This window comes from Mycobacterium sp. AT1, assembly GCF_002043095.1.
Taxonomy (GTDB): domain Bacteria; phylum Actinomycetota; class Actinomycetes; order Mycobacteriales; family Mycobacteriaceae; genus Mycobacterium.
Genome location: NZ_MVOC01000006.1, coordinates 1 through 23863, shown reverse-complemented (window position 1 = coordinate 23863; position 23863 = coordinate 1). Strand labels below are relative to the sequence as shown.

The 23863-nt window shown below is 68.4% G+C and carries 21 protein-coding genes; 9 read left to right on the top strand and 12 right to left on the bottom strand.

Annotation, left to right across the window (positions count from 1 at the left end):
• Positions 1-5 precede the first annotated feature (5 nt).
• On the top strand, positions 6-686 hold the full coding sequence (locus B1790_RS03090; protein WP_079921752.1) for a hypothetical protein: 681 nt from the start codon (positions 6-8) through the stop codon (positions 684-686).
• 51 nt (positions 687-737) lie between these two features.
• Entirely contained in the window at positions 738-2297 is a 1560-nt protein-coding gene (gene guaA, locus B1790_RS03085) for a glutamine-hydrolyzing GMP synthase (RefSeq protein WP_079921751.1), read from the top strand.
• Between the two features lie 60 nt (positions 2298-2357).
• Here guaA and B1790_RS03080 read toward each other — a convergent pair whose 3' ends face one another.
• The 9 genes from B1790_RS03080 to B1790_RS03040 all read right to left on the bottom strand — a co-directional run bounded on the left by B1790_RS03080 (position 2358) and on the right by B1790_RS03040 (position 11510).
• Entirely contained in the window at positions 2358-3287 is a 930-nt protein-coding gene (locus B1790_RS03080; protein WP_079921750.1) for a MerR family transcriptional regulator, read from the bottom strand.
• Between the two features lies 1 nt (position 3288).
• Positions 3289-4800 (bottom strand): NAD(P)/FAD-dependent oxidoreductase, encoded by a 1512-nt coding sequence (locus B1790_RS03075; RefSeq protein WP_079921749.1) that lies wholly within the window; start codon positions 4798-4800, stop codon positions 3289-3291.
• Complete coding sequence (locus B1790_RS03070; RefSeq protein ID WP_079921748.1) at positions 4784-5704, bottom strand: reductase; 921 nt, start codon at positions 5702-5704, stop codon at positions 4784-4786. The genes B1790_RS03075 and B1790_RS03070 overlap by 17 nt, the downstream gene beginning before the upstream one ends.
• 9 nt (positions 5705-5713) lie before the next feature.
• A complete protein-coding gene (locus B1790_RS03065) occupies positions 5714-6547 on the bottom strand; it encodes an SDR family NAD(P)-dependent oxidoreductase (RefSeq protein ID WP_079921747.1) in 834 nt (277 codons plus the stop codon).
• Entirely contained in the window at positions 6544-7515 is a 972-nt protein-coding gene (locus tag B1790_RS03060) for an alpha/beta hydrolase (RefSeq protein WP_079921762.1), read from the bottom strand. Before B1790_RS03060 ends, B1790_RS03065 begins: the two co-directional genes overlap by 4 nt.
• Positions 7516-7620: 105 nt before the next feature.
• Positions 7621-8340, bottom strand: coding sequence for a hypothetical protein (locus B1790_RS03055; protein ID WP_079921746.1), 720 nt, complete (start codon positions 8338-8340; stop codon positions 7621-7623).
• Entirely contained in the window at positions 8337-9560 is a 1224-nt protein-coding gene (locus tag B1790_RS03050; protein WP_079921745.1) for a hypothetical protein, read from the bottom strand. Before B1790_RS03050 ends, B1790_RS03055 begins: the two co-directional genes overlap by 4 nt.
• Positions 9557-11194: a protease pro-enzyme activation domain-containing protein gene (locus B1790_RS03045; RefSeq protein WP_079921744.1), complete on the bottom strand. Its 1638-nt coding sequence runs from the start codon at positions 11192-11194 to the stop codon at positions 9557-9559. The genes B1790_RS03050 and B1790_RS03045 overlap by 4 nt, the downstream gene beginning before the upstream one ends.
• A gap of 46 nt (positions 11195-11240) precedes the next feature.
• Complete coding sequence (locus B1790_RS03040) at positions 11241-11510, bottom strand: hypothetical protein (protein WP_079921743.1); 270 nt, start codon at positions 11508-11510, stop codon at positions 11241-11243.
• A gap of 294 nt (positions 11511-11804) precedes the next feature.
• On the opposite strand from B1790_RS03040, the gene B1790_RS03035 reads away from it, so the two are divergent.
• From B1790_RS03035 to B1790_RS03020, 4 genes are read left to right on the top strand one after another with little or no spacing between them, the layout of a single operon-like run.
• A complete protein-coding gene (locus B1790_RS03035; protein WP_369832275.1) occupies positions 11805-12512 on the top strand; it encodes a hypothetical protein in 708 nt (235 codons plus the stop codon).
• Positions 12513-12543: 31 nt separating this feature from the next.
• On the top strand, positions 12544-14109 hold the full coding sequence (locus tag B1790_RS03030; RefSeq protein WP_142271000.1) for a DNA polymerase Y family protein: 1566 nt from the start codon (positions 12544-12546) through the stop codon (positions 14107-14109).
• 38 nt (positions 14110-14147) lie between these two features.
• A complete protein-coding gene (locus tag B1790_RS03025) occupies positions 14148-14654 on the top strand; it encodes a MarR family winged helix-turn-helix transcriptional regulator (RefSeq protein WP_079921740.1) in 507 nt (168 codons plus the stop codon).
• Positions 14651-15073, top strand: coding sequence for an organic hydroperoxide resistance protein (locus tag B1790_RS03020; protein ID WP_079921739.1), 423 nt, complete (start codon positions 14651-14653; stop codon positions 15071-15073). The genes B1790_RS03025 and B1790_RS03020 overlap by 4 nt, the downstream gene beginning before the upstream one ends.
• A 4-nt stretch (positions 15074-15077) precedes the next feature.
• Here the strand turns inward: B1790_RS03020 and B1790_RS03015 are convergent, their stop codons facing one another.
• Together B1790_RS03015 and B1790_RS03010 are read right to left on the bottom strand one after the other, a co-directional pair.
• Positions 15078-16109 carry a nucleoside hydrolase gene (locus tag B1790_RS03015; protein ID WP_142270999.1) on the bottom strand — a complete coding sequence of 344 codons (1032 nt, stop codon included), beginning with the start codon at positions 16107-16109 and terminating at the stop codon, positions 15078-15080.
• 67 nt (positions 16110-16176) lie between these two features.
• Complete coding sequence (locus tag B1790_RS03010; protein WP_198951895.1) at positions 16177-18189, bottom strand: SDR family oxidoreductase; 2013 nt, start codon at positions 18187-18189, stop codon at positions 16177-16179.
• A 110-nt stretch (positions 18190-18299) separates the two neighbouring features.
• On the opposite strand from B1790_RS03010, the gene B1790_RS03005 reads away from it, so the two are divergent.
• Both B1790_RS03005 and B1790_RS03000 read left to right on the top strand, forming a co-directional pair.
• Positions 18300-19169, top strand: coding sequence for a MaoC family dehydratase (locus B1790_RS03005; protein WP_079921736.1), 870 nt, complete (start codon positions 18300-18302; stop codon positions 19167-19169).
• A 71-nt stretch (positions 19170-19240) separates the two neighbouring features.
• Complete coding sequence (locus B1790_RS03000) at positions 19241-19705, top strand: nuclear transport factor 2 family protein (RefSeq protein WP_079921759.1); 465 nt, start codon at positions 19241-19243, stop codon at positions 19703-19705.
• On the opposite strand, the gene B1790_RS02995 is transcribed toward B1790_RS03000, so the two are convergent.
• Complete coding sequence (locus B1790_RS02995) at positions 19702-20385, bottom strand: DUF899 family protein (protein ID WP_079921734.1); 684 nt, start codon at positions 20383-20385, stop codon at positions 19702-19704. The genes B1790_RS03000 and B1790_RS02995 overlap by 4 nt on opposite strands.
• Positions 20386-20485: 100 nt before the next feature.
• On the opposite strand from B1790_RS02995, the gene B1790_RS02990 reads away from it, so the two are divergent.
• Positions 20486-23782 carry an error-prone DNA polymerase gene (locus B1790_RS02990; protein WP_079921733.1) on the top strand — a complete coding sequence of 1099 codons (3297 nt, stop codon included), beginning with the start codon at positions 20486-20488 and terminating at the stop codon, positions 23780-23782.
• Positions 23783-23863 lie beyond the last annotated feature (81 nt).

The following is a 23863-nucleotide window of genomic DNA, read 5'->3' as shown; positions in this document are numbered from 1 at the left end:
GCGCCGTGAACTACCTTCAGCGCCGCCGGGCACGGTTGCTGATCAACCGGGCACAGCCGTTCGCCGACGAGCCGCTGACCGCCGTCGCCAACTTCACCTGGGTGGGCAACGGCATGAGCTCCCAGCCGGGGGAGTCGGGCCGGGAAGACCTCGCAGGCGGCATGCCGATGTGGACGTTGATCGGGGCGGGCGCCACCAGGCTGTTCGTCGTCGAGACCGACGAGAGCGACCCCGACCACGGCGAACGACTCGTCGGCTCGTGGCCGCTGAACCAGATGAGACTCGACGAGGAAAGCCACGACCGCATGGTGGGTCCGGTGCGGCTCGGCGTCCACCGGGCGATCCGATTCACCCTCCCCGGTCGCGACCCCGCCATCCTGCAGCCGTTCGGTCGGGAGGTCGAGGACCTGCTCGAAGCGCACCGCGCGGCCCAACCCAACACCCGAAGCTCCGACGGACTGGCCCAGGTGTCGTTCATGACCACGGCACTCGACTCCGGGGACGACGACGCGTTCTTCGTCCTGAACTACCTCGACGGCCGCACGACGTCGGTGCCGCTCGGTGAGGCGCACGACCTCCTCGCCGAACTGCAGGACCTGCCGGGTTTCGACAACGAAGAGTTCATCAGGGCGATCGGGGTCACCGACGAAGGCGTGGCGGTGCTGTGGCGCAGCCGCGCGGTGTAGTCGGCGGTCCGGCGGTGCGAGGCGCCGAGCGTGCGCCACTAGACTGAGCGGGTGAAAACGGCATCTCCCCGGCCCGTGTTGGTGGTCGACTTCGGAGCGCAGTACGCGCAGCTCATCGCGAGACGCGTCCGTGAGGCGCGGGTGTACTCGGAGGTCATCCCGCACACCGCGACGGTCGACGAGATCAAGGCGATGGATCCGGCGGCGATCGTGCTGTCCGGCGGCCCGGCAAGCGTGTACGCCGACGGCGCACCGCAACTCGATCCGGCGATCTTCGACCTCGACGTTCCGGTCTTCGGCATCTGCTACGGATTCCAGGCGATGGCGCAGGCCTTGGGCGGCACCGTCGCCCACACCGGCACCAGCGAGTACGGCCGCACCGACCTGTTGGTGTCCGGCGGTGAGCTCCACGCCGACCTTCCGGAGAGCCAACCCGTGTGGATGAGCCACGGTGACGCCGTGACCCAGGCGCCCGACGGCTTCACCGTCGTCGCGACCAGCGCCGGTGCACCGGTGGCGGGGTTCGAGAACCGGGCGCGCAGGCTCGCCGGCGTGCAGTACCACCCCGAGGTGATGCACAGTCCGCACGGCCAGCAGGTGCTGAGTCGGTTCCTGCACGAGTTCGCAGGCATCGATTCGACCTGGACGGCGGCCAACATCGCCGACGCGTTGGTTGAGCAGGTTCGCGCGCAGATCGGTGACGGCCGGGCCCTGTGCGGATTGTCCGGCGGCGTGGACTCCGCGGTGGCCGCGGCCTTGGTTCAGCGCGCCGTCGGCGACCGGCTGACGTGTGTCTTCGTCGACCACGGGCTACTGCGCGCCGGGGAGCGCGGCCAGGTGCAGCGCGACTTCGTCGCCGCCACCGGCGCCAACCTGGTCACCGTCGACGTTGAGGCACGGTTCCTCGAGGCCCTGTCCGGCGTGACCAACCCGGAGGGCAAGCGCAAGATCATCGGCCGGGAGTTCATCCGGGCGTTCGAAGGCGCGGTGCGGACCCTGGTCGAGGACGGCGGCGACGAGGTCGACTTCCTGGTCCAGGGCACGCTGTACCCCGACGTGGTGGAGTCCGGCGGCGGGACGGGTGCGGCCAACATCAAGAGCCACCACAACGTCGGGGGGCTGCCCGACGACCTGAAGTTCAAGCTCGTCGAGCCGCTGCGGCTGCTGTTCAAGGACGAGGTGCGGGCGGTGGGCCGCGAGCTTGGCCTCCCCGAGGAAATCGTTGGGCGCCAACCCTTCCCGGGGCCCGGGTTGGCGATCCGCATCGTCGGCGAGGTCACCGCGAGCCGGCTGGACACTCTGCGCAGGGCCGATGCCATCGCCCGTGAGGAGCTCACCTCGGCCGGGCTGGACAACCAGATCTGGCAGTGCCCGGTGGTGCTGCTCGCCGACGTCCGGTCGGTGGGCGTGCAGGGTGACGGGCGAACCTATGGTCACCCGATCGTGTTGCGGCCCGTCTCCAGTGAGGACGCGATGACCGCCGACTGGACCCGTGTTCCGTACGACGTGCTCGAGCGGATCTCGACCAGGATCACCAACGAGGTGCCTGAGGTCAACCGAGTCGTCCTCGACGTCACCAGCAAGCCCCCCGGCACCATCGAGTGGGAGTAGTCCCCGCGCCTTTCCGCGAGCAGTCGCAAACGGCCCTGAAAGTGCCCAGTTGAGGGCCCTTTACGTCTGCTCGCGGGGGTGATGGGGCTCCTCGTCGGCTTCCTTGGCGATGAGGTCGCCGAGGATCTGACTCACCGACGATTCGATCGTCGACTCGATCGAGAACGCGAGTGTCGCGGACACCGCCGCGACGGCTTGCGTGCGGAACCGCACCAGCATCGTAATCAGTTCGGCCACTTCGGTATCCGGCGGCAGGGCGGCACCAGGATTGATCCGCGTCAGGACGTGCTCGACTCCGGCGCGCACCAGGATTTCGCTGATCTCGTCGACGAGCGGTGCGGTCTGCTCGTGGATGTCGATGAGCTTGTCGGTGCTGACGCCGTACTGCCTGATCTCGTTGAAGGCCTCGATCAGCTTGGGCCGCACGATGGTTGCCACGTCGTCGTCGACGGTGATGACGCCGAGGCCGACCATCCGGTCGAAGCCCGCGTCGTCGTCGACCAGCTGCCTTGCCTCGGCGACCGACATCCGGTCCGGCTTCTCCGACGCCCAGCTACCGGCGATCGCGGTCTCGAGGCCGAGCATGTCGCCGAGGTTCTTGCCCTGCTCCCAGGCGCTGAGCATCTCGTGCACGTGCGAGATGTTGTAGCCGCGGTCGAGCATCGAGGTGATCAGGCGCAGCCGGGTCAGGTGGGTGTCGTTGAACAGCGCGATGCGGCCGACACGCAACGGCGGGTGCAGGAGGCCGCGGTCGCGGTACACGCGGATGTTGCGCGTGGTGGTGCCCGCCAGGCGTGCGAGCTCTTCGATGCGGTACTCGCCGGACCCCGCGACGCCGTGGGGTTGCACTGCGGCGTCGAACAGCTGCGACACCGCGTTCTCGATGACGTCGCGGGAGCCCCGCCGGATCTGCCGCGGTGCCCGACGAAGCCCGTTGAGGATGGTCGAGATGGCGCCCGCTTGTTGCCGCGGCGGCTTGGCGGGCGGCATGTCAGGCCGACGAACTTATGCTCACGGCAGGTCTGCTACCCGCCGGCATTGCTTCGTAGTCGCCGAACCGGAAGTCACGCATCTGTCGAAGATACTGTGTGGCGAAGCCCGGGTACATCGAGGCGTTGAATCCGTCGGCCGTCAGGTACCAGCTGCTGCACCCGCTCATCCACGTCGTCTTGGTCAAACGCTTCTGAAGCTGCTCGTTGTGGCGTCGCTGAACGTCGGCACGGACGTCGAGGTAGCGCAAGTTCTCGCGCAGGATGGTGGTGATTCCCGCGACGGCGTAGTCGAGTTGGCCCTCCACGAAAACCAGCAGCGAATTGTGCCCCGGCCCGGAATTGGGACCCGTCATGAAGTACAGATTCGGGTAGCCACTGGCGTTGATGCTCTTGTACGCCTGCGCGCCGCGGGTCCACTCGTCGGCGAGCGATCGTCCGTCGAGCCCGGTCACCTCGTACGGCGGGCCGGTGAGGTGGACGTCGTACCCCGTCGCGAACACGACGCAGTCCAGGTGATGCTCGATGCCGTCGCCGGTGCGGATGCCCACCGGGCTCATGGTGGCGATCGGCCAGTCGATCAGCTTGCAGTTGTCGCGCTGCAGGGCGGGGTAGTAGTCGCTGGAGACCAACATGCGCTTGCAGCCAGGGGTGAAGTCCGGCGTCAGCTGTCTGCGCAGCCACGGATCCTTCACCTGGCGATGCAGGTGCGCCTTGCCGAGCCGGGCGACGAGACCGCTCAACGGTGACTTCCAGACCAGCGCGGTGGCGCTGACCTCGTGCCCCCAGAACAACGCCTGCCGGGCAACGCGTTGCACCGCAGGCACTTTCGCGAAGAGTTCTTGGGCCCGGTCGGGGGTGGCGACGTCAAGCCGCGGGATCACCCAGCCCGGCGTGCGTTGGAACACCTTGACGAATGCGGCCTGCTTGACCAGTTCCGGCACGATCTGCACGGCGCTGGCCCCGGTCCCGACGACCGCCACGCGCTTGCCGGTGAAGTCGTAGTCGTGATCCCAGCGGGCGCTGTGAATCTTGTGGCCCTCGTAGGTGTCGATTCCGCGGACGTCGGGCCACCTGTGATCCGGCAGCGGACCGGATGCCAGCACGACCGTGCGGGCACGGTAGCGCTTGCGTCCGGTGGTTCGGACGTCCCAGACGCCCTCGGTCTCGTCGAACGCCAGACCGCTCACCTCGGTGCCGAAGTCGATCCGGCGCCTCAGGTCGAAGCGGTCGACCATGTCCTCGATGTGCAGCCGGATCTCCTCGGCGGGGGAGTACGCCCGCGACCAGGTGGGGTTGGCGACGAACGAAAACGAGTACAGCAGCGACGGAATGTCGCATGCCGCACCGGGATACGTGTTGTCCCGCCACGTGCCGCCGACCCGCTGGTCGCGTTCGACGATGACGATGTCGTCGACGCCTGCCTGGGTCAGCTTGATGGCCGTACCGATACCGGTGAACCCGGTGCCGACGATCAGGGTGTCGTAGACGTGCACCTCAGGCTGCCGGTTCATAGGTCAGCTCCTTGAACCAGGTGGGGATGGGGCTGAGCAAGCTGTTCGGGTAGCGGTCGGACAGCCAGACCATCGAGTTCGCCAGGTAGTGGTACGGGTTGTTCGGGTTGACCACGAGCCTGGAGTGGAACTTCAGCAGCTGGTAGGTCGGCACGCGGCGGGTGAACTCGGCGCGCTCGCCCATCTTCCGGAACCGCTTCATGGCGTCGTAGAGTCGCTCGGGCTCCAAGCCCATCTCGACGATGTTGTTGCGCATCCGGTTGAGCAGGGGCGCGTACATCAGCATGCCGAGGATCACTCCCGGCGAGGCGACGTTGCCGACGAACTGGATGGCCAGCCGGCGCGCGGTCGCGTTGCCGATCATGTTGAGTACGTCGAAGTCGACTGCGATGTGCCGGGATTCGTCGTTGTTGATCTTCTCGAACACCTGGTGGCACACCGGATCGTGGACCTCTTCGAGCAGGAACTTGAGCAGCGCGCCGTCCAGAGCCACTTCCAGCATCGGGATGACGGTGCCGAGAATCGACAGTGACATGTCGTCGGAGTACTTGTCCAGCCACTGGATGGCCAACCGGATGTTGATGTTCGGTTCCGGCATCTCACCGTCTTCGAGCATGCCCCACCGCTTCATCAGGGCGAGTTCGGCGTTGGCGTGCCGCTGTTCCTCGGCGTGGAAGTACCGGTAGATCTCGGCGAGGACGGGCGTCGGCGCCTTCTTGGCAAGCGCGGCGAACCCGCGCGCACCGACGTTCTCGATCCAGCACAGGTCGGCCATGAACGCCTTGAGCTTGGGCCGGAACTCGTCGCTGATCGTCTCGGCTCCCGGTGCGTCCCAGTCGATGTCGGCGAGCGCCCACTGCCGGTCCTTGATCTTCTCCAGCATTGCATCCATGTCGATTGCCACGGTGGTCTCCTAAGTGGTCGCGCGATTGGTCAGTCCGACGGCACGGGTGTACACCGTCGGTGTGAATCGTTTGATGCCCCAGCCGATTCGGGCGTCGGGCTGCGGCATGCAGTACAGGCCGCCGCGGTCGTTGGTGTCCAGGCAGGCCCGGACGACGCGCTCGGGGGAGAAGCCGGTCCAGCGCATCAGCTTGTCCGCCAACTGCGTCGACTGTGCCGAGATCCGCCCCGCCTGCACGATGTTGGTCTTGACGAACGTCGGGCACAGCACCGTCACGTTGATCCCGGTGCCGGACAGTTCGGCGGCCAGGGTCTCCGACAGTGACAGCACACCGGCCTTGCTGACGTTGTATGCCGCCATGCCGGGTGCCGCGCCGAACGCCGCGGCCGACCCGACGTTGACGATCCCAGCGGGCCGGCCCGCCGCCCGCAGAATCGGGGTGAACACCTGGCAGCCGTGGATCGGGCCCCACAGGTTGATGCCGAGAACCCACTTCCAGTCGTCCATCTCGACGTCGCCGATGGCGGCACCGCCTGCCCCGACGCCGGCATTGTTGACCACCAGCGTCGGCGGACCTCCGAGCCAGGACTGGGCCACCTCGGCCAGCTGCCGGACGTCGTCGAGCTGAGAGACGTCGCAACGGACGGAGGTGGCCTGGCCGCCCGCGGCGACGATGGCGTCGGCCGTGGCTTGTGACGACCCCTCGTCGACGTCGCTGCACACGATCCGGCCGCCTCGGCGGGCGAGTTCGGTGGCGAACGCGGCGCCGATGCCGCTGCCCGCTCCGGTGATGACGGCCGCCGCCCCATGGCTACGCTTGGGGGAGGAGCCGAAGACATTCACCCTGCCACCCGGCTGATCACATTGCCGCGCAACGACTCTCCGATGAACGCCGCCACCTCCCGCATCGCGGGCGCGGCCTCGGGGGTCAGCTTGGGGAGCGCCTGGAAGACGTGTACCTGATCGGGCCAGACCTGTAGCTCGCAGTCACCACCCGCGGCGGTGATGTCGGCCGCCAATCGCCGTGAGTCGGCGACGAGCATCTCGCCCCCGCCGGCTTGCACCAGCGTCGGCGGCATCCGTCGCCCACCCGCGACGTCGAGGGTGAGTCGGGGATGTGTGAGATCCGTTCCAGCACAATACAATTCGATGAGCTTCGCGGCGTCGGCGGCGCGAATCGCGGGATCTCGCCGCAGTTCTTCCCTCATGCGTGCCAGTCCGAACGTCAGATCGAGCAGCGGTGAGAACAGCGCGAGACCGGCCGGATGCGCGACGTCGGGCTGCAGCAACAGGTCAACGGCGAGATGTCCGCCTGCCGAATCTCCGGCGATGACGACGCGGTCTGGCGCGAAGCCCTGCGTGGTGCACAGCCAGTCCCATCCGGACCGGGCGTCGACGGCGGCAGCGGGAAAGCGATGCCGCGGGGCAAGGCGGTAGTCGAGGCAGAACACCGGGAGCCCGGTCAGTCGGGACAGCCAGGCCGTCAGCCTGCGGTGGGTGCGGGGTGAGCAGAGCGCGAAGCCGCTGCCGTGCAGGAAGTAGACGCACTGGGTGGTGGCGGTGGTCGTCACTCCGGCGCCCCGCACCCATTCGCCGACGACGCGGCGGCCGTCGGGCAGGCGGACGTCGACGTTCTCGACGTCGGTGCCGGCGAGCGAGGGGCCGAAGGAGTCCATGATCCGCTCGACGATCCGGCGCGACGCCCACAATCCCCACGCCCGTTCGGGCGGCAGAACCGCGCTGATCTGTCGCAGCGTCAGGCCACTCACCGTGGCTGCGGCGCGCGATCGGCGGGAACCCCGCGTTGGCATCGTGTTGGTCGTCACAACCGAAAGTACAACAGCGATTGGTGACATTTGTCAATGTCACCATTCGTGCATAGGAAATCCGGCTCACACGTGCGCAGAGGGTGTCGGTCAGCGCAGCGGGTCGCCGCGCCAATGGAAGCTGTTGACGTATTTGCCCATGTCAAGGGCAATTTGCAAGTTTGCCGCGGACGGTTTCCCCGACCCGAAGTCGGGGCCGAACGCGTGGTACGGACCCACGGCCCCCGCCACCAAGGCGAGATCGTTCTTCACGGCCACCATGACCACCAACCGCATCCGGCTGTAGCTCGCATTGGAGCCCTGCGGCCAGCAGTCGGCGACCAGCCCGTAGCCCGGTTGGTACCCGACCATCGCGTTCGGAATTTCGTACGCCATCTTCGTGTCTGGGAAGGTCGCCTTGACCAGCTGGTTGGCGATCTGTTGCGGGGTACGGCCGTCGGCCGGCTCGCTGAAGAGGCGCATGGTGCCGCCGTCACCGGCCAGCAGGTCGGCGGTGATGCCGCGATCGCCTGCGGTGACGTTGTAGGCCGTACCCTCCGCGGGGTAGGCGACCGAGAACGACCCGTCCGGAGCGGTGAACCGGGGATTGATCGTCACCGGCAGTCCCAGCGGCGGTCGCCCGCAGTCGGGTGGGCATACGTACCGAGCCGACGGCTTCTCGATCGCGCCCGACATCACGACGAGGCCGGCGGCGACCAGGCCGATGGCCGCCACCCAGACGACGAGCAGCCGACGGTGGGAGGTCTTGTGCAGCGCCGGCGCGGTGTAGGTGCCCGCGTGCGTCGAGTAGCCCTGGACGATCGTCGTCACGCGTCGTCCGTCCCCGGTTCGGTGTCGACCCGGACCGGCCTGACCTCACGCCGGGCCTGCCGCGACGATCGTGAGGACGCCCTGGTGGCCGCGCCGCAGGCCACGCAGAACGCCATGTCGGGTACTACGTGCCCACAGTGCTGGCAAAGCAACGGTTGATCGGAGAGGATCTCGTCGTGGGCTTCGTGCAGCAGCGCCAGATGCAGCCCGACCCGTAACGCAAGTAGCGCGGCCGCCGCCACGGCGAGATGCAATGTCAGTTGCAGCAATTGGGGCATCCTGGCCACGTCGACCAGGCCGAGGCCGGCGTAGAGCACCAAAATCACCAGCGCGAACACGGCCACGACGAGTCGGACGTAGTGGCGGTGCTGGTGCTTCTTGTTCTCCGGGCGGGTGAACCACAGCACCGTGCCGATCAGACCGCCGACGGCGGCCGCGGTCAGCGGCACGGCCACCCCACGGATGCCCGCCTCGACGATCAATCCGTTCATCGGCCGTGACCTGGCGATCATGCCGCCCGCGAATTGCGGTGACAACCGGGTCATCTGGGCCGCCGCGGTGAACATCAAGGCACCGAGTGCGCCAATGGCGAAGCCGTCGAGGGCTTCTCGCTGACCGGGTCGCACCAATCTCACCACCAGGGCGGGGACGAGCATCAGCACCACCCCGCCGATGGGGACGCCAAGCCCGTCGCGCAAGATGCGGGATCCGGCGATGCCCAACCCCAGCCCTACGTCGTAGGCCTGCGCGACGACGGCGCCCGTCAAGAGCACCCATCCGACGCCTAGGCCGATGCCCAAACCTGCCGTGGCGACCAGGGTTCCGGTGGGGACGTCCTCGTAGACGTCGGACTCCTGCAGGTAGATCAGGAACAGCAGGGGCAAACCCAGAGCGGCGACGGTGATCAACGCCGCCGGTAACCGGAACAGGCTGGTGGCCACCAGGGCAGCCAGGATCACCAGGAGGCCGACGAGGAACGGCATGCGTGAACTGGGGGACAGGTGGGGGAACAGCGAGCTGACGACGTTGGGTCGGAAGAGGTGTTCCCCGGGGGAGGCGCTGTAGGCGGTGGCCCGCAACCACCCCGGCCCGTCGGCGCGGTGCTCGCTGAGGGGAATGCCGCACAGACCGCAGTACTCGCCTTCGGGCACCTCGGTCCTGCATACCCGGCACTCGACCATTCCCGGGGTGGGGCCGTCGGTGTCCGGTTCGGTACTCATTGGGCGATCCTCTGAATGGTCAGCAGATTGCGGGCGAGGTTGTCGACGTCCGGGGTGCCGAGTCCGCTGACCAGGTCGTAACCCGGCCCCGCGGTGTCGACGGCATTGCCGCCCAACGTCACGTCGCGGAAGGCGGGCAGCGGCGCGCCCTGCGCGATGCGGTACAGCAGGGGGTTGATGTCGCCGATCTCGTGACCGCCGTTCTCCTTCAAGAACTGGGTCATCACCGCGGTCAGCCCCGCCCAGATGGGGGCCGACTGCGAGGTGCCACCGCCGACGACGTTGTCGCCGTTGAGCACGATCTTCACCCCGGTGAACGGGTCGGCGACGGCGGAGATGTCGGGGGTCAGTCGCTTGCCCGTATTGCGTTCGGCCGGAATCTGTCCCGACGCGACCTGCTGCCACGGAGGCCGGTCGAAGAGCGTCGACACGCCCCCGCCGGTGCCCTGGGAGAGCGGGACGTCGAACCAGGCCTGCTCGGCCAGCCACCTGCCCTCGGCGTCGGTGGACAGCGTGGTGCCGCCCACGCTGGTCATCTCGGGAAGGGACGCAATGGAATCCAGCCCGACGTCGGCCGGTCCCGGCGGGGAGTCCCAGTCGTCACCGCCCTTGCACTCCAGCCCGGCGAGGTCGCCGCTGGCGTTGAATGCCGTGGTGCCGTTCTCGTGGGCGTCGGCGAGCGCGGAGCGCACCGGCTCCAAATCCGCTGCGGTGAGCAGCTTGTCGCAACCCCAGCCGATCGAGAGGCTCCAAATCGCACCGGGGAACTGCTCATTGGTGTCCTCGAGCATCTGCCCGATCTTCTGGAACGCGCCGTCGCCCTCGACGGTCGGTCGCGCGTTGACGACGACCAACTTGGCGTCGGGCGCAATCGCATGGGCGACTTCGAGATCCATCGTGGTCTCGCCGTACGGCTCCTTCAGTTGGTCGCCGACGACGGTCGGGGTGAACCGCGGAAGGCCGTTGAGGTCGGCGAAGGTGTCGAGGTCGGACTGGGCGAAGCCGTTGAACGCGAAGATCACGATCGTGGTGCCCTTGCCGGTGAATCCGCTGCGTGCCAAGCCCGCTGCGTTGTAGGTGTTGAGCAGGGCGGTGGGCGTCAGTCCGCGGTCGGGGACGTCGAGCGGCAGGATGTCCGGCCGCGATTCGTGATGCGGTGTGTAACTGAGGATTCGGCCGAGCTGCTGCACTTCGTCCCGTAGCGGAGTCGGCACCTCCGGCTGCTGCGGTGATGCGTAGAACTCCTGACCGCGCTGGCCGCGGTAGTCGTGAACCTCGACGGCGAGTGCCTCTGCCACGCGGTCGGGAGCGCCCTCCACGACGGCCCAGCCGTCGCTGGTACGCCATTGCACGGAGAGGCCGTGCTGCCTCGCCCAGCTGATCAGCGCGTCGGGGCGACGGTCGTCGCGCAACATCGCGGTGAGTTGGACGTGATCGCCGCGGGCCGGTCCCAGATCGGTCGACGCGGCCAACAACGAGGCGAAGGGTCCGTCGATCACGTTGGACCGTCCGGTGTCCGGCGTGATCCGAAGATCAGAGGCCAGTGCCAGAACGGCCAGCATGATGACGGGCAACAGCCACGGCCAGGCGTTGGAGCGCCTGGTCCGTGGTGCTGTCAGAGTCGGTGACGGCATGGCGTCGTGGGACGGTCCTGCGCCGGATTCGCGAACGGACGGAATGTCAGTTGTCGCCGGGGATCGCCGTCGGCGCGGGCGGCGCCTTGACCGGGGGCGTGAACAGGTTGCCACCCGTGGGGTTGATCGACTTCTCGGTGGGTGTCACCGAGGGGGCCGACGACGACGACGACGGCGCGGTGGTCGTCGAGGGGGTGGTGGTCTCGGGGGCCTTGTCCGAACTGCCGCCGCACGCTGCCGTCAGGCCGACCATCGCGACGACGGCGGCACCTCCTGCGTAGGCCGCGACACGGCGAGCCAGGCGATGTGACCTCATGATGCTGTCCTTACTAATCCCCGAATTGCCAACGCTTGTCCTTCGGCGAATCGCGAGGCGATTCCGCGCGGTCCCTGGTGCTGGACGCGCGCACCAGTCCCATTCCGAAGCGGGTTCCGGTGACCAAACTCTAGCCGACCCCGAGGACTGCCACCCGGGTATTTCACTGGAGGCGTACAGGGGCCTGCCGGTGAGCCCGACCCGCTTGACGGTGTCGGTGGGTGAGTGTTTACTCGTTCAATCGAACATATTTTCGAACGAGGGATCGAGTCGGATGGTGCGCAAGGTGTTCCCGTGGCAGTCGTGATGGATGTGACTCAGGCCGGGAAAAGCCGTGCTGAGCAGGTGGAACACCTTCGACGCAAGATGGCCGAGGTGTCCGGGAGGGCGTCGACCTCGGCGGGTCCTACGCACCGCGGATCCATGCCGTCGCGTACCTCGATTCCGGCTCGAGAAAATTTGCTACCGGTACCGGAATCGTTGTCCGAACTGCTGCCGGACTCGTTGCCCCGGGGTTCGGTGGCGGTGTTGTCGGGAGCCCGGTCGTTGCCACTCAGATTGGTGGCTGCGGTGACGGCGGCGGGTGGGCACGCGGCGATCGTTGGGCAGCCCGGGGTGGGTCTGCTTGCTGCCGTCGAGATGGGTGCCGATCTGAGCAGGCTCGCGGTGATCCCCGATCCCGGTGCCGATCCGGTGGAAGTGGCCGCGGTGTTGATGGACGGGCTGGATCTGGTGGTGCTCGGCCTTGGCGGACGGTCGGTCGCGCCGACGAGGGCGCGTGCGGTGACGGCCAGGGCGCGACAGAAGGGTTGCACTCTGCTTGTCGTCGACGGCGACTGGCACGGTGCTTCGGCTCGACTGGAGTCGAGGGTCTGTGGCTTCGAGGTGGCGGGTGCGGGCGCCGGTGCCCCCACCCCGGGATGCGGACGGATAAGCCGGGTGCGACTGGCCACCAGGGCCTCCGGCCGCTCCGTTGGTCTCGCTCGAGTAGTGGGGGGATGACGTGCCAGGCCGAGTGCTGGCCATCTGGTGCATGGACTGGCCTGCGGTCGCGGCAGCGGCCGCGGCAGGTCTACCGGCGACCGATCCCGTCGTGGTCACACTGGCCAATCGCGTGGTGGCGTGTTCGGCGTCGGCTCGTGCGGCTGGTGTGCGCCGGGGTCTGCGTCGCAGGGAGGCTCAGTCGCGCTGCCCAAGTGTCCACGTGGCCACCGCCGATCCCGGACGTGACGCCAGGCACTTCGAAGGCGTGACGGCGGCCGTCGACGAGGTCGTGCCACGCGCGGAGGTGTTGCGGCCGGGCCTGCTGGTGTTGTCCGTGCGGGGCGCGGCCCGCTACTTCGGGTCGGAGCAGTCGGCCTCGGAGCGGTTGGTGGACGCGGTCGCCGCGGCGGGCGCGGAGTGTCAGGTGGGCATCGCCGACCAGTTGGCCACCGCGGTGTTCGCCGCTCGCGCCGGGTACATCGTCGAACCCGGTGGGGACGCGGGCTTTCTGGCCGCCCTGTCGATCCGGCAGCTGGCCACCGAACCGAGTCTGTCGGCGCCCGGCCGGGACGATTTGGCCGATCTGTTGTGGCGCATGGGGATTCGAAGCATCGGGCAGTTCGCCGAACTGTCGCGCACCGACGTGGCATCCCGGTTCGGGGCCGATGCGATCTCCGCTCACCGGTTCGCCAGGGGGGAGTCGGCGCGCGGACCGTCGGGTCGGGATTCGCCACCGGAGCTCGACGCGGTCATGGACTGCGATCCTCCCGTGGACCGGGTCGACGCCGCCGCGTTCGCCGGCCGGTCGCTGGCCGGCGAACTGCATCGCAGCCTGGAGGCGGCGGGGGTTGGCTGTACGCGGTTGGCGATCCATGCGATCACCGCCAAAGGTGAGGAGATGCACCGTGTCTGGCGGTGCGCCGAACCGCTGACCGAGGACGCCACGGCCGACCGGGTGCGCTGGCAGCTCGACGGCTGGTTGAACCGGCGCCGCGAGGGCCGCCCCGCAGGGCTCGGCGGGCCGATCGTCACGCTGCGGCTGCGGCCGGTGGAAGTGGTGTCGGCTTCGGCGTTGCAGCTGCCGCTGTGGGGTTCCTCCGGTGACGACGACCGGTTGCGGGCACGTCGGGCGCTGGTGCGCGTTCAGGGGCTGCTCGGGCCGGAGTCGGTGCAGGTGCCGGTGCTCAGCGGTGGTCGTGGGCCCGCCGAGCGCATCACCTTCACGCCGTTGGGCGACGAACCCGTTCCTCGGGCCGACCCCGGCCAGCCCTGGCCGGGTCAGCTTCCCGAACCGTCGCCGGCCGTGCTGCTCGACGATCCGGTCGAACTCCTCGACGGCGAGGGCAACCCGGTGCGGGTGACGGGGCGGGGGGTGTTCTCGGCGGATCCGGTGCGGCTGACCGGGGACGGCAGGTCGGGGCGACTGCGTTGGTGGGCAGGCCCATGGCCGGTCGACGAAAGGTGGTGGGACACGCAGGAGTCGGGCAAGGCGGGGCGCACGGCGCGGGTGCAGGTGCTGATCGAGGAGCCGGGCGGTCGAGGAGACGTCGTCGACCGGGCGATGCTGTTGTGCTACCGGCAGCGGCAGTGGTTCCTGGAGGGGGTCTACGAGTAACGATTGTGCACAATTGAATTGTGGACTACTGTTATGGCATGGCGGTCTTGAGCGTTGATCGGCAACTGTGCTTCGCCCTCTACTCGGCGTCACGGGCGATGACCGCGGCGTACCGACCTGCCTTGACGGAAATGAACCTCACCTACCCCCAGTACCTGGTGCTCCTGGTGCTGTGGGAGGCCACGACTGACAAGGGGCGCGTCACCGTCGGCCAGCTCGGCGAACGTCTCCAACTGGACTCTGGGACGCTTTCCCCGCTCCTGAAGCGGCTGGAGGCCAACGGTTTCGTCCGTCGCGAGCGCTCGCGGGACGACGAGCGCCTCGTCGAGGTCACCCTCACCGAGAGCGGACGCTCCCTGGAGAGCCGCGCCCAGTGCATCCCCGAACGACTCTTCGCGTCCACCGGCATGACCGAACAAGACGCCGCCGACCTGCGTGACGCGGTGCGACGGCTCACCGATGCGCTTACCGCGCCACCCGACGCTCCCCACACGAGATCCGCCAGCCCGCACCAGGGATCGCACCACGAAGGGAAACCGCAATGAAGACCTTGTACACCGCAGAGGCATTGGCCACCGGCGAAGGACGCGACGGACAGGCCAGGAGCGCCGACGGCAGGTTGGACCTCCAGCTGGCCATTCCCAATGAGATGGGCGGCAGCGGCGACGGCACCAACCCCGAGCAGCTGTTCGCCGTCGGCTATGCCGCCTGCTTCCACTCGGCGCTTCGACTGGTCGCCCGGCAGGAGAAGGCGGACGTCTCGGATTCGACGGTGGGCTCGAGGGTGTCGATCGGCACGCTCGACAACGGCGGCTTCGGCCTCGCGGTGGAGCTGGAGGTCACCCTGCCCAACGTCGACCACGCCACCGCCCAGGCGCTCGCCGAGAAGGCGCACCAGGTCTGCCCCTACTCGAACGCGACCCGCGGGAACATCGACGTCACCCTCGTGGTGACCGACGACTGACCGCTCACCCCAGGGTGGCGGCGAAGGGCCCCACCCGCGCGATGAACCGGTCGAAGAAGGCCTCCGGGTCGACTTGAACGCCGATGTGCGCGTTGGGGTGTCGTCCCCAGTGCCCACGCCAGTCGGCCACCGTCATCCCGCGGGTCAGGGTGCCCGTCAATTCGACGTCGACGGTCGCCTGCCGATAGGCGACGAGGTCCGGGTCCAGCGCCACCGCGGCGGCGAGGGGATCGTGCAGGTGGGCCAGGTAGCCCTCGCCCTGGTCGAAGTGGAACTCGAAGTAGAACCGCATCGCATCTTCGAGAACGCGAATCAGCGGATTGGAGGCCGCCGATCGGGTGCCTCGGTCGTCGAGCACGCTCATCGGGCTGGTGGCGGACCCGGCGGCGGCAGCCAGCCGGCTGAGGATCGCAGGTGTCATCGCAGCATGTTCGGTCAGGTTGAGCCCCAACACGATTGGCATGTGCGTCGGCTTGTCCAATCCCCACGCCGCGCCCCACACGGTGAAGACCTCCGAGCCCGACTCGGGGTCGACGCTGATGTTCCATTCGGCCACCGGCGTGGTGTTGCCGCGGTAGTCGAACGCGCCGCCCATGATGACGAGCCGCCGCAACAACCTGGGCAGGCTCGGTTCGATGCGCATGGCGAGCGCCAGGTTGGTCAACGGTCCGGTGACCAACCCGACCAGCTCTCCCGGGTGTTCGCGGGCCGCCCGCACCCAGGCCGTGGCCGCGTCGTAGTCGGTGAGTCGGCCGTCGCCGGCCGGTAACTGCGCATAGCCGAGCCCCTCCGGGCCATGGGTGTCCTCGGCGGTGCGCAAGGGCGTCGCCAGCGGGCGGTCGGCACCCTTGGACACCGGGATGTCACCGGCACCGCAGAGTGCGAGAAGCCCCAGGTTGTTGACGCAGACCTGGTCGACGGGCACGTTGCCCGCGGTCGAGGCGATGCCGACGATCTCGGCGTCGGCGCTGCCAAGAAGGTAGGCGAGCGCCATGGCGTCGTCCACACCCGTGTCCACGTCGGCGAAGACGGGCAATCGCGTCGTCGCGTCCGCATCCGTCTTCACGACTTCTGTCACAGAAGTCAACATTAGGGTGGGGTCGTCACCAGTGCACGCCAGGTACCAGTCGGACCGCCCGCTTGACGGGTCCCGGTGTCCGGAGGTTCATCAGGCCAGGGCCCAGCACGCGAGCGGGCCGTCTCGGCCGCCGCGTCGGCTGGTGCTCCGCCGGCGCCGTGACGCCTCGGGCGGCCGGTGAATCCGGATAGCCGAGATACAGCTGGTGCAGGATCCGGCGGGACAGGCCAGGGGCGAAGTAGTGGCCGATGTCGGCCAGCGTGCCGACCGGGGTGTCGATCCTGGCGGGTTTGTCCACCAGTCCGCGGACCACCATCGCGGCCGCGTGGTCCGCGGTGATGGCGGGCATCGGGTTGAGCTTGCTCGAGGGGGCGATCATCGGCGTCTTGACCAACGGCATGTGGATGTTGGTGAAGGTGATGTGGTCGGAAAGTGTCTCGGTGCCAACCACTTCGGCGAAGGCGTCGAGCGCGGCCTTGCTGGGAACGTAGGCGCTGTACTTCGGGCTGCTGGCCTGCACGCCCGCGCTCGAGACGTTCACCACGTGCCCGAATCGTCGTTCGCGCCAATGCGGGAGCAGTGCCAGCACCATCCGCACCGAGCCGAAGTAGTTCACCGCCATCACGCGTTCGTAGTCGTGCAGTCGGTCGGTCGAGGCCGACACCGACCGCCGGATGGAGCGGCCCGCGTTGTTCACCAGGTAGTCGACGTGACCGAACTGGCCGAGGATGTCCTTCACGGTGTGGTCCACCGACGCCGAATCGGTGACGTCGCACGTGAATGCGTGTGCGTCGCCCCCGGATTCGCGAATTTCGGCGATCAGGTCGTCGAGTGCCTCGGCGTTGCGCGCCAAGGCGAACACCCGCGCCCCGCGTTCGGCCACGGCGATGGCGGACGCTCGGCCGATGCCGCTGGATGCACCCGTGATGACGACGTGGCGACCGACCAGCGCGCCCGCGGGATCGTCGCGGCGAGCCCGGTCGGGGTCGAGGTGTTCGGCCCAGTAGCGCCACAGCAGTGGGGCGTAGGAGGCGAACTCGGGTACTCGTATTCCGCTGCCCTGCAACGCTTCTACTGCGTTGTCTGAGGTGAAGGTCGGGGCGAGGTCGACGACGTCGAGGACTTCCGCCGGGATGCCCAGTTGGGTGGCCGCCATGTTGCGCAGGATCTTGGCCCGTCCGGTGGCGGTGAGCAACGGCGTCGCCAGCGACCCTGGCAGCGAACCGCGAAGTTCCGGCAGGTGGGCTTCCTTGGCCACGCCGCGGTAGATGTGTTTGAGCCCAATGGCTTTCGGTGCCGTCAGATGGAACGTCTGTCCGTCGCGGCCGGGGGCGTGCATGATCTCGGCGATCGCGTCGACGACGTAGTTCACGGGGACGACGTTGGTGCGGCCCGTGTCGGGCAGGACGATCGGTGTGTACTTCGGCAGCACGGCCAGCTTCGCGAGCAGCCCGAAGAAGTAGTACGGACCGTCGACCTTGTCCATCTCGCCTGTGCGCGAGTCGCCGACGACGACGGCGGGCCGGTAGATCCGGTATCGCAGACCCGGTGCGGCGCGTACCAGCATCTCGGCCTCGAACTTCGTCTGGTGATACGGCGTCGGCAAGTCCTGTGCGACGTCGAAGTCGTCCTCGGTGTACTCGCCGCGGAAGGTGCCGGCCACCGCGATCGACGACACGTGGTGCAGGGTGGCGCCCACCCGCAACGCCAGGTCGACCACCGCCTTCGTGCCGTCGACGTTGGCGGCGCGTTGAGCCTCGTCGTCGGCCGTGACGTCGTAGACGGCGCCGCAGTGCACCACGTGGTCGACGGTTCCGAGTTCGGTGACGGCTGCCTCGGTGAGTCCCAGATTGGGCGACGTGAGATCCCCGACCAGCGGTTTTACGCGATCACCCCACTGCGTCGCGAGTTGCTCGAAGCGCGACAGCGACTCCCGGCGCACCAGGACCCAGACGTCGCCGTCGTCGTTCGTGGCGAGAATCGCGGACACGAGGCGGCGGCCAATGAACCCGGTACCGCCGGTAACGACATAGCGCATGCGAGTCATGGTCACCCCTGTTCCGGCAAAGGTCAACCCTCGGTGGGCGGTGCGGGACCGTCGCGCTATCGTCCGAACTGAGCCCGCCACCGCCTTCAAGGGAGCAGAGCATGCCGATCAACCCCGACGCCATCGGTGCCACCACCGCACCGCAACCGTTCGAGTGGACCGAGCGCGACACGCTGCTCTACGCACTCGGGGTCGGCGCAGGGACCAAGGACCTGGCGTTCACCACCGAGAACAGCCACGACATCCAGCAGCAGGTGCTGCCGACCTACGCCGTCATCGCCTGCCCGGCGTGGGCAGCGGCCGCGGAGGTGGGCTCCTTCAACTGGGCCATGCTGCTGCACGGTTCGCAGCAGATTCGCCTGTATGCGCCGTTGCCGACGTCGGGCAAGCTCAACGTGACCTCCGAGGTCGTCGACGTGCAGGACAAGGGCGAGGGCAAGAACGCCATCCTGGTGCTCAAGGGCACCGGCACCGACCCGGAGACGGGGAAGGTCGTGGCGGAGACGACGTCGACTGCCGTGATCCGCGGCGAGGGCGGTTTCGGCGGTCAGCCCGGCGAGCGCCCCGTCGCCCCGCAGATCCCGGATCGCGAGCCGGACGCCAAGGTCGCACTGCCGACGACCGAGGATCAGCCGCTGATCTATCGGTTGTCGGGGGACCGCAATCCGCTGCACAGCGATCCGTGGTTCGCGCAGAACCTCGCGGGCTTCCCGAAGCCAATCCTGCACGGGCTGTGCACCTATGGGGTCGCGGGTCGGGTGCTGGTGGCCGAACTCGGGGGCAACGACGCCACCAAGATCACGGCCGTCGGCGCACGGTTCACCTCGCCGGTGTTCCCCGGCGAGACGCTGACGACGTCGGTGTGGCGCACCGAACCCGGGCATGCCGTGTTCCGCACCGAGGCCGCCGGGGTCGACGGCTCGAACGCGCGCGTGGTGCTCGACGACGGCACCGCCGAGTACGTCGACTGAGCCGCTGGAACGCCACCGACGCCTCGACGAGGGCTAGCACGATCACGAGCGCTCGGGCCATGATGGTCGGCATGGCCGACGACTCCAAACCCCCGTTCCCGCCCTTCGACCTGGAGAGTGCCCTCGTCAAGGTCCAGGCGGCCGAGGACGCCTGGAACACCCGCGATCCACACCGCGTGAGCCTGGCCTATACCGAGGATTCGCAGTGGCGCAACCGCGACCAGTTCGTCACGGGCCGCGCCGCGATCGTCGACTTCCTCACGGCCAAGTGGGAGCGCGAGCTGGACTACGCGCTCCGCAAGGGCCTGTGGAGCTTCGCCGGGAACCGGATTGCGGTGCGCTTCCAGTACGAGTGCCGCGACGCCGGCGGCCAGTGGTACCGCAGCTACGGCAACGAGCTCTGGGAGTTCGACGACAACGGTCTGATGCGCCGCCGGGAGGCGAGCATCAACGACGTCGCGATCGACGAGGGCGACCGGCGCTACTTTGGACCGCGGCCGGAATCCGATCGGGGACAGGACTTTCCGTTGCGCTAGCCGCTGCCGTAGGCCTTGGCGACGTCGGGGGAGTCCAGCCACTTGGAGTACGTCGGCAACTGCGGCCAACCCGCGGGTGAATCCTGCCATTCCTCCTGACGGCCCCACGGCAACAGGTCGATCAGCGCGAAGCTGTGGCTGAGCTGCTCGGTGCCGCGGCCGTCGGTGTGCCACGTGCGGTAGACGGTGTCACCGTCGCGGAGGAAGACGTTGACGGCGAAGCCGGTGCCGGGTGCCGCGCCGACGTCGGCACCGAACGAACTCTCCGACGACGAGTACCAGTCCATCTGGTTGCCGACCCTGGCCTTGTAGGCCAAGGCCTCCTCGATGGGACCGTTGGTGACGATGACGAACCGGGCGTCGTAGGCGGCCAGGAACTCCAGCCGGGTGAACTGTGACGTGAAGCCCGTGCAGCCGCCGCACTGCCACTCCGCGCCGTCGGTCCACATGTGGTTGTAGACGATGAGCTGGCGCCTGCCGTCGAACACGTCGGCCAGCGCGACGGGTCCGTCGGTACCGGTCAACGTGTACCCCGGCATCTCGACCATCGGCAGCCGACGGCGCTGCGCGGCGATCGCGTCGAGTTCGCGGGTCGCGGCCTTCTCCCTGGCGCGCAACTCGTCGAGTGCGGTGCGCCAGGTGTCCTGGTCGACGACCGGGGGCGTGGCGGGCGTGGTCATGGGTGTCTCCTCACGGTTGGCTCCTACGACGATGATGACCCGATTGGCGCCGGGAAGTCATCGCGTCGACTGTCGAACAGATGTTCGATAGACTGGCTCGATGGGTTGGAACGACGGGCCGTCGACCTGGGGTGAGATGCAGCGCGTGCTCACCAGCAAGCCGCGCCGCGCCGGGTCCCGCCTGCCCGAGCCCACCGGCGACGGTGGGGACAGCCCGGCCTGGTCCCGCAAGCGGGGGAGCTACGAGCGGCCCGAAGGTCACCGGCGCACGGGCACGTCCACCCCGTATGCCGAATTGCACGCCCACTCGGCGTTCAGCTTCCTCGACGGGGCGAGCACCCCGGAAGAGCTCGTCGAGGAGGCTGCTCGGCTGAACCTGCGGGCCATCGCGTTGACCGACCACGACGGGTTGTACGGGGTCGTCCGATTCGCCGAAGCGGCAAGGGAACTCGACGTTCAGACGGTGTTCGGCGCCGAACTGTCGCTGGGAAACGTGCCCCGCACCGAGGTGCCCGATCCGCCAGGACCGCACCTGCTGGTGCTGGCACGCGGGCCGGAGGGGTACCGGCGACTGTCGAGGGAGCTCGCCACGGCTCACCTCGCCGGTGGAGAGAAGGGCAAGCCGCGCTATGACTTCGACGCGCTGACCGAGGCCGCCGGTGGGCATTGGCACATCCTGACGGGATGCCGCAAGGGGCATGTGCGGCAAGCCTTGTCGGCGGGCGGACCGGCTGCCGCCGAAGCTGCGCTCGCCGATCTGGTGGACCGGTTCGGGGCCGACCGGGTGAGCGTCGAGCTCACCCACCACGGCCACCCCCTCGACGACGAACGCAACGCCCAGCTCGCCGCCCTGGCACCGCGGTTCGGGGTGGGCGTCGTCGCCACCACGGCCGCGCACTTCGCCGAACCGACCCGCGGCAGGCTGGCCATGGCGATGGGAGCGATCCGGGCACGCAATTCGATGGACGAGGCCAGTGGATGGCTGGCGCCGCTTGGTGGTTCGCATCTGCGGTCGGGAGACGAGATGGCCCGGCTGTTCGCCAGGCACCCGGGGGCGGTGGCGGCCGCGGCCGAACTGGGCGAGCAGTGTGCGTTCGGGTTGGCGCTCATCGCCCCGAAGCTGCCTCCGTTCGAGGTGCCGGCGGGGCAGACCGAGGACAGCTGGCTGCGCCATCTGGTGATGACCGGGGCCCGGGATCGGTACGGCCCACCGGAGCGGGCCGCGCAGGCCTACGCCCAGATCGAGCACGAGCTGAGCGTCATCGCCAAGCTCGACTTCCCCGGCTACTTCCTCGTCGTGCACGACATCACCCGGTTCTGCAAGGACAACGCCATCCTCTGTCAGGGCCGGGGATCGGCGGCCAACTCCGCGGTCTGTTACGCCCTCGGCGTCACCAACGTCGACCCCGTGGCCAACGAGTTGCTGTTCGAGCGGTTCCTGTCGCCGGCGCGCGACGGGCCGCCGGACATCGACATCGACATCGAATCCGATCTGCGCGAGAAGGCAATTCAGTACGTCTACGAACGCTACGGCCGCGACTATGCCGCCCAGGTCGCCAACGTCATCACCTACCGCGGCCGCAGCGCGGTGCGCGACATGGCCAGGGCGCTGGGATTCTCCCAGGGGCAGCAGGACGCCTGGAGCAAGCAGCTCAGCAAGTGGAACGGTCTGGCGGACTCCCCCGACGTCGAGGAGATTCCCAAGCCGGTGGTCGACCTGGCGCTGCAAGTCAAGGATCTGCCGCGGCACATGGGCATCCACTCCGGCGGCATGGTGATCTGTGACCGGCCGATCGCCGACGTGTGTCCGGTGGAGTGGGCGCGCATGGAGAACCGCAGCGTGCTGCAGTGGGACAAGGACGACTGTGCGGCAATCGGTTTGGTGAAGTTCGACCTGCTTGGGCTCGGCATGCTCTCGGCGCTGCACTACGCCATCGACCTGGCCGCCGAGCACAAGGGCCTCGAGGTCGACCTGTCCAGGCTCGACCTGTCCGAGGCGGCCGTCTACGAGATGCTGCAGCGCGCCGACTCGGTCGGGGTGTTCCAGGTGGAGTCCCGCGCGCAGATGGCCACGCTGCCCCGGCTGAAGCCGCGGGTGTTCTACGACCTGGTGGTCGAGGTGGCGCTGATCCGGCCGGGGCCCATTCAGGGCGGGTCGGTGCACCCGTACATCCGGCGCCGCAACGGCGAGGAGGTGGTCACCTACGATCACCCGTCGATGGAGCAGGCGCTGCGGAAGACGCTGGGAATCCCGCTGTTTCAGGAACAACTGATGCAGTTGGCCGTCGACTGCGCCGGCTTCTCCGCCGCCGAGGCCGACCAGTTGCGTCGGGCCATGGGGTCCAAGAGGTCCACCGAGAAGATGAAGCGGCTACGCAGCCGGTTCTACGACGGCATGAGGGAACGGCACGGCATCACCGGTGACGTCGCCGACCGGATCTACGAGAAGTTGGAGGCCTTCGCCAATTTCGGTTTCCCGGAGAGTCATTCGCTGTCGTTCGCGTCGCTGGTGTTCTATTCGTCGTGGTTCAAGCTGCATCACCCCGCGGTGTTCTGCGCCGCGTTGCTCCGGGCACAGCCGATGGGTTTCTACTCGCCGCAGTCGTTGGTCGCCGACGCCCGTCGGCACGGGGTTTTGGTGCACGGGCCCGACGTGAACGCCAGCCTGGCGCACGCCACGCTGGAGAACGGTGGCCTCGAGGTCAGGCTGGGTCTCGGTGCGGTGCGGCACATCGGCGACGAGTTGGCCGAGCGCATCGTCGAGGACCGAAAGTCGCACGGCGCGTTCACCTCTCTGGTCGACCTCGCCGGCAGAGTTCAGCTGTCGGTGCCGCAGACCGAGGCGTTGGCGACCGCAGGGGCGCTCGGCTGTTTCGGTGTGACCCGACGGGAGGCGCTGTGGGCGGCGGGCGCCGCGGCCTCCGAGCGTCCCGACCGGTTGCCCGGTGTCGGGTCCTCCTCGCACGTCCCGTCCCTGCCCGGCATGACGCACCTCGAGTTGACCGCCGCCGACGTCTGGGCCACCGGTGTCTCGCCGGGCAGTCACCCCGTTCAGTTCCTCCGCGAACGCCTCGACGAGCTGGGCGTCGTGCCGGCCAACCGGCTGTTGTCGGTACCGGACGGCACCCGGGTTCTCGTCGCAGGCGCGGTGACCCATCGGCAGCGGCCCGCGACCGCCCAGGGGGTGACGTTCATGAACCTCGAGGACGAAACCGGCATGGTCAACGTGATGTGCTCCAAGGGGGTGTGGGCGCGGCACCGCAAGCTGGCGCAGACGGCGTCGGCGCTGGTGATCCGCGGCATCGTGCAGAACGCGACCGGAGCGGTCACCATCGTCGCCGACCGGCTGGGGCCGATCGACCTTCGGGTCAAGTCGAAGTCGCGCGACTTCCAGTAGGCGCAGCGGTGTCCCCCGATCGGTGGACGTGGCGTTCATCCGACTCATCCACCAGTCACCCGACAGACGCCACCGCCGCGC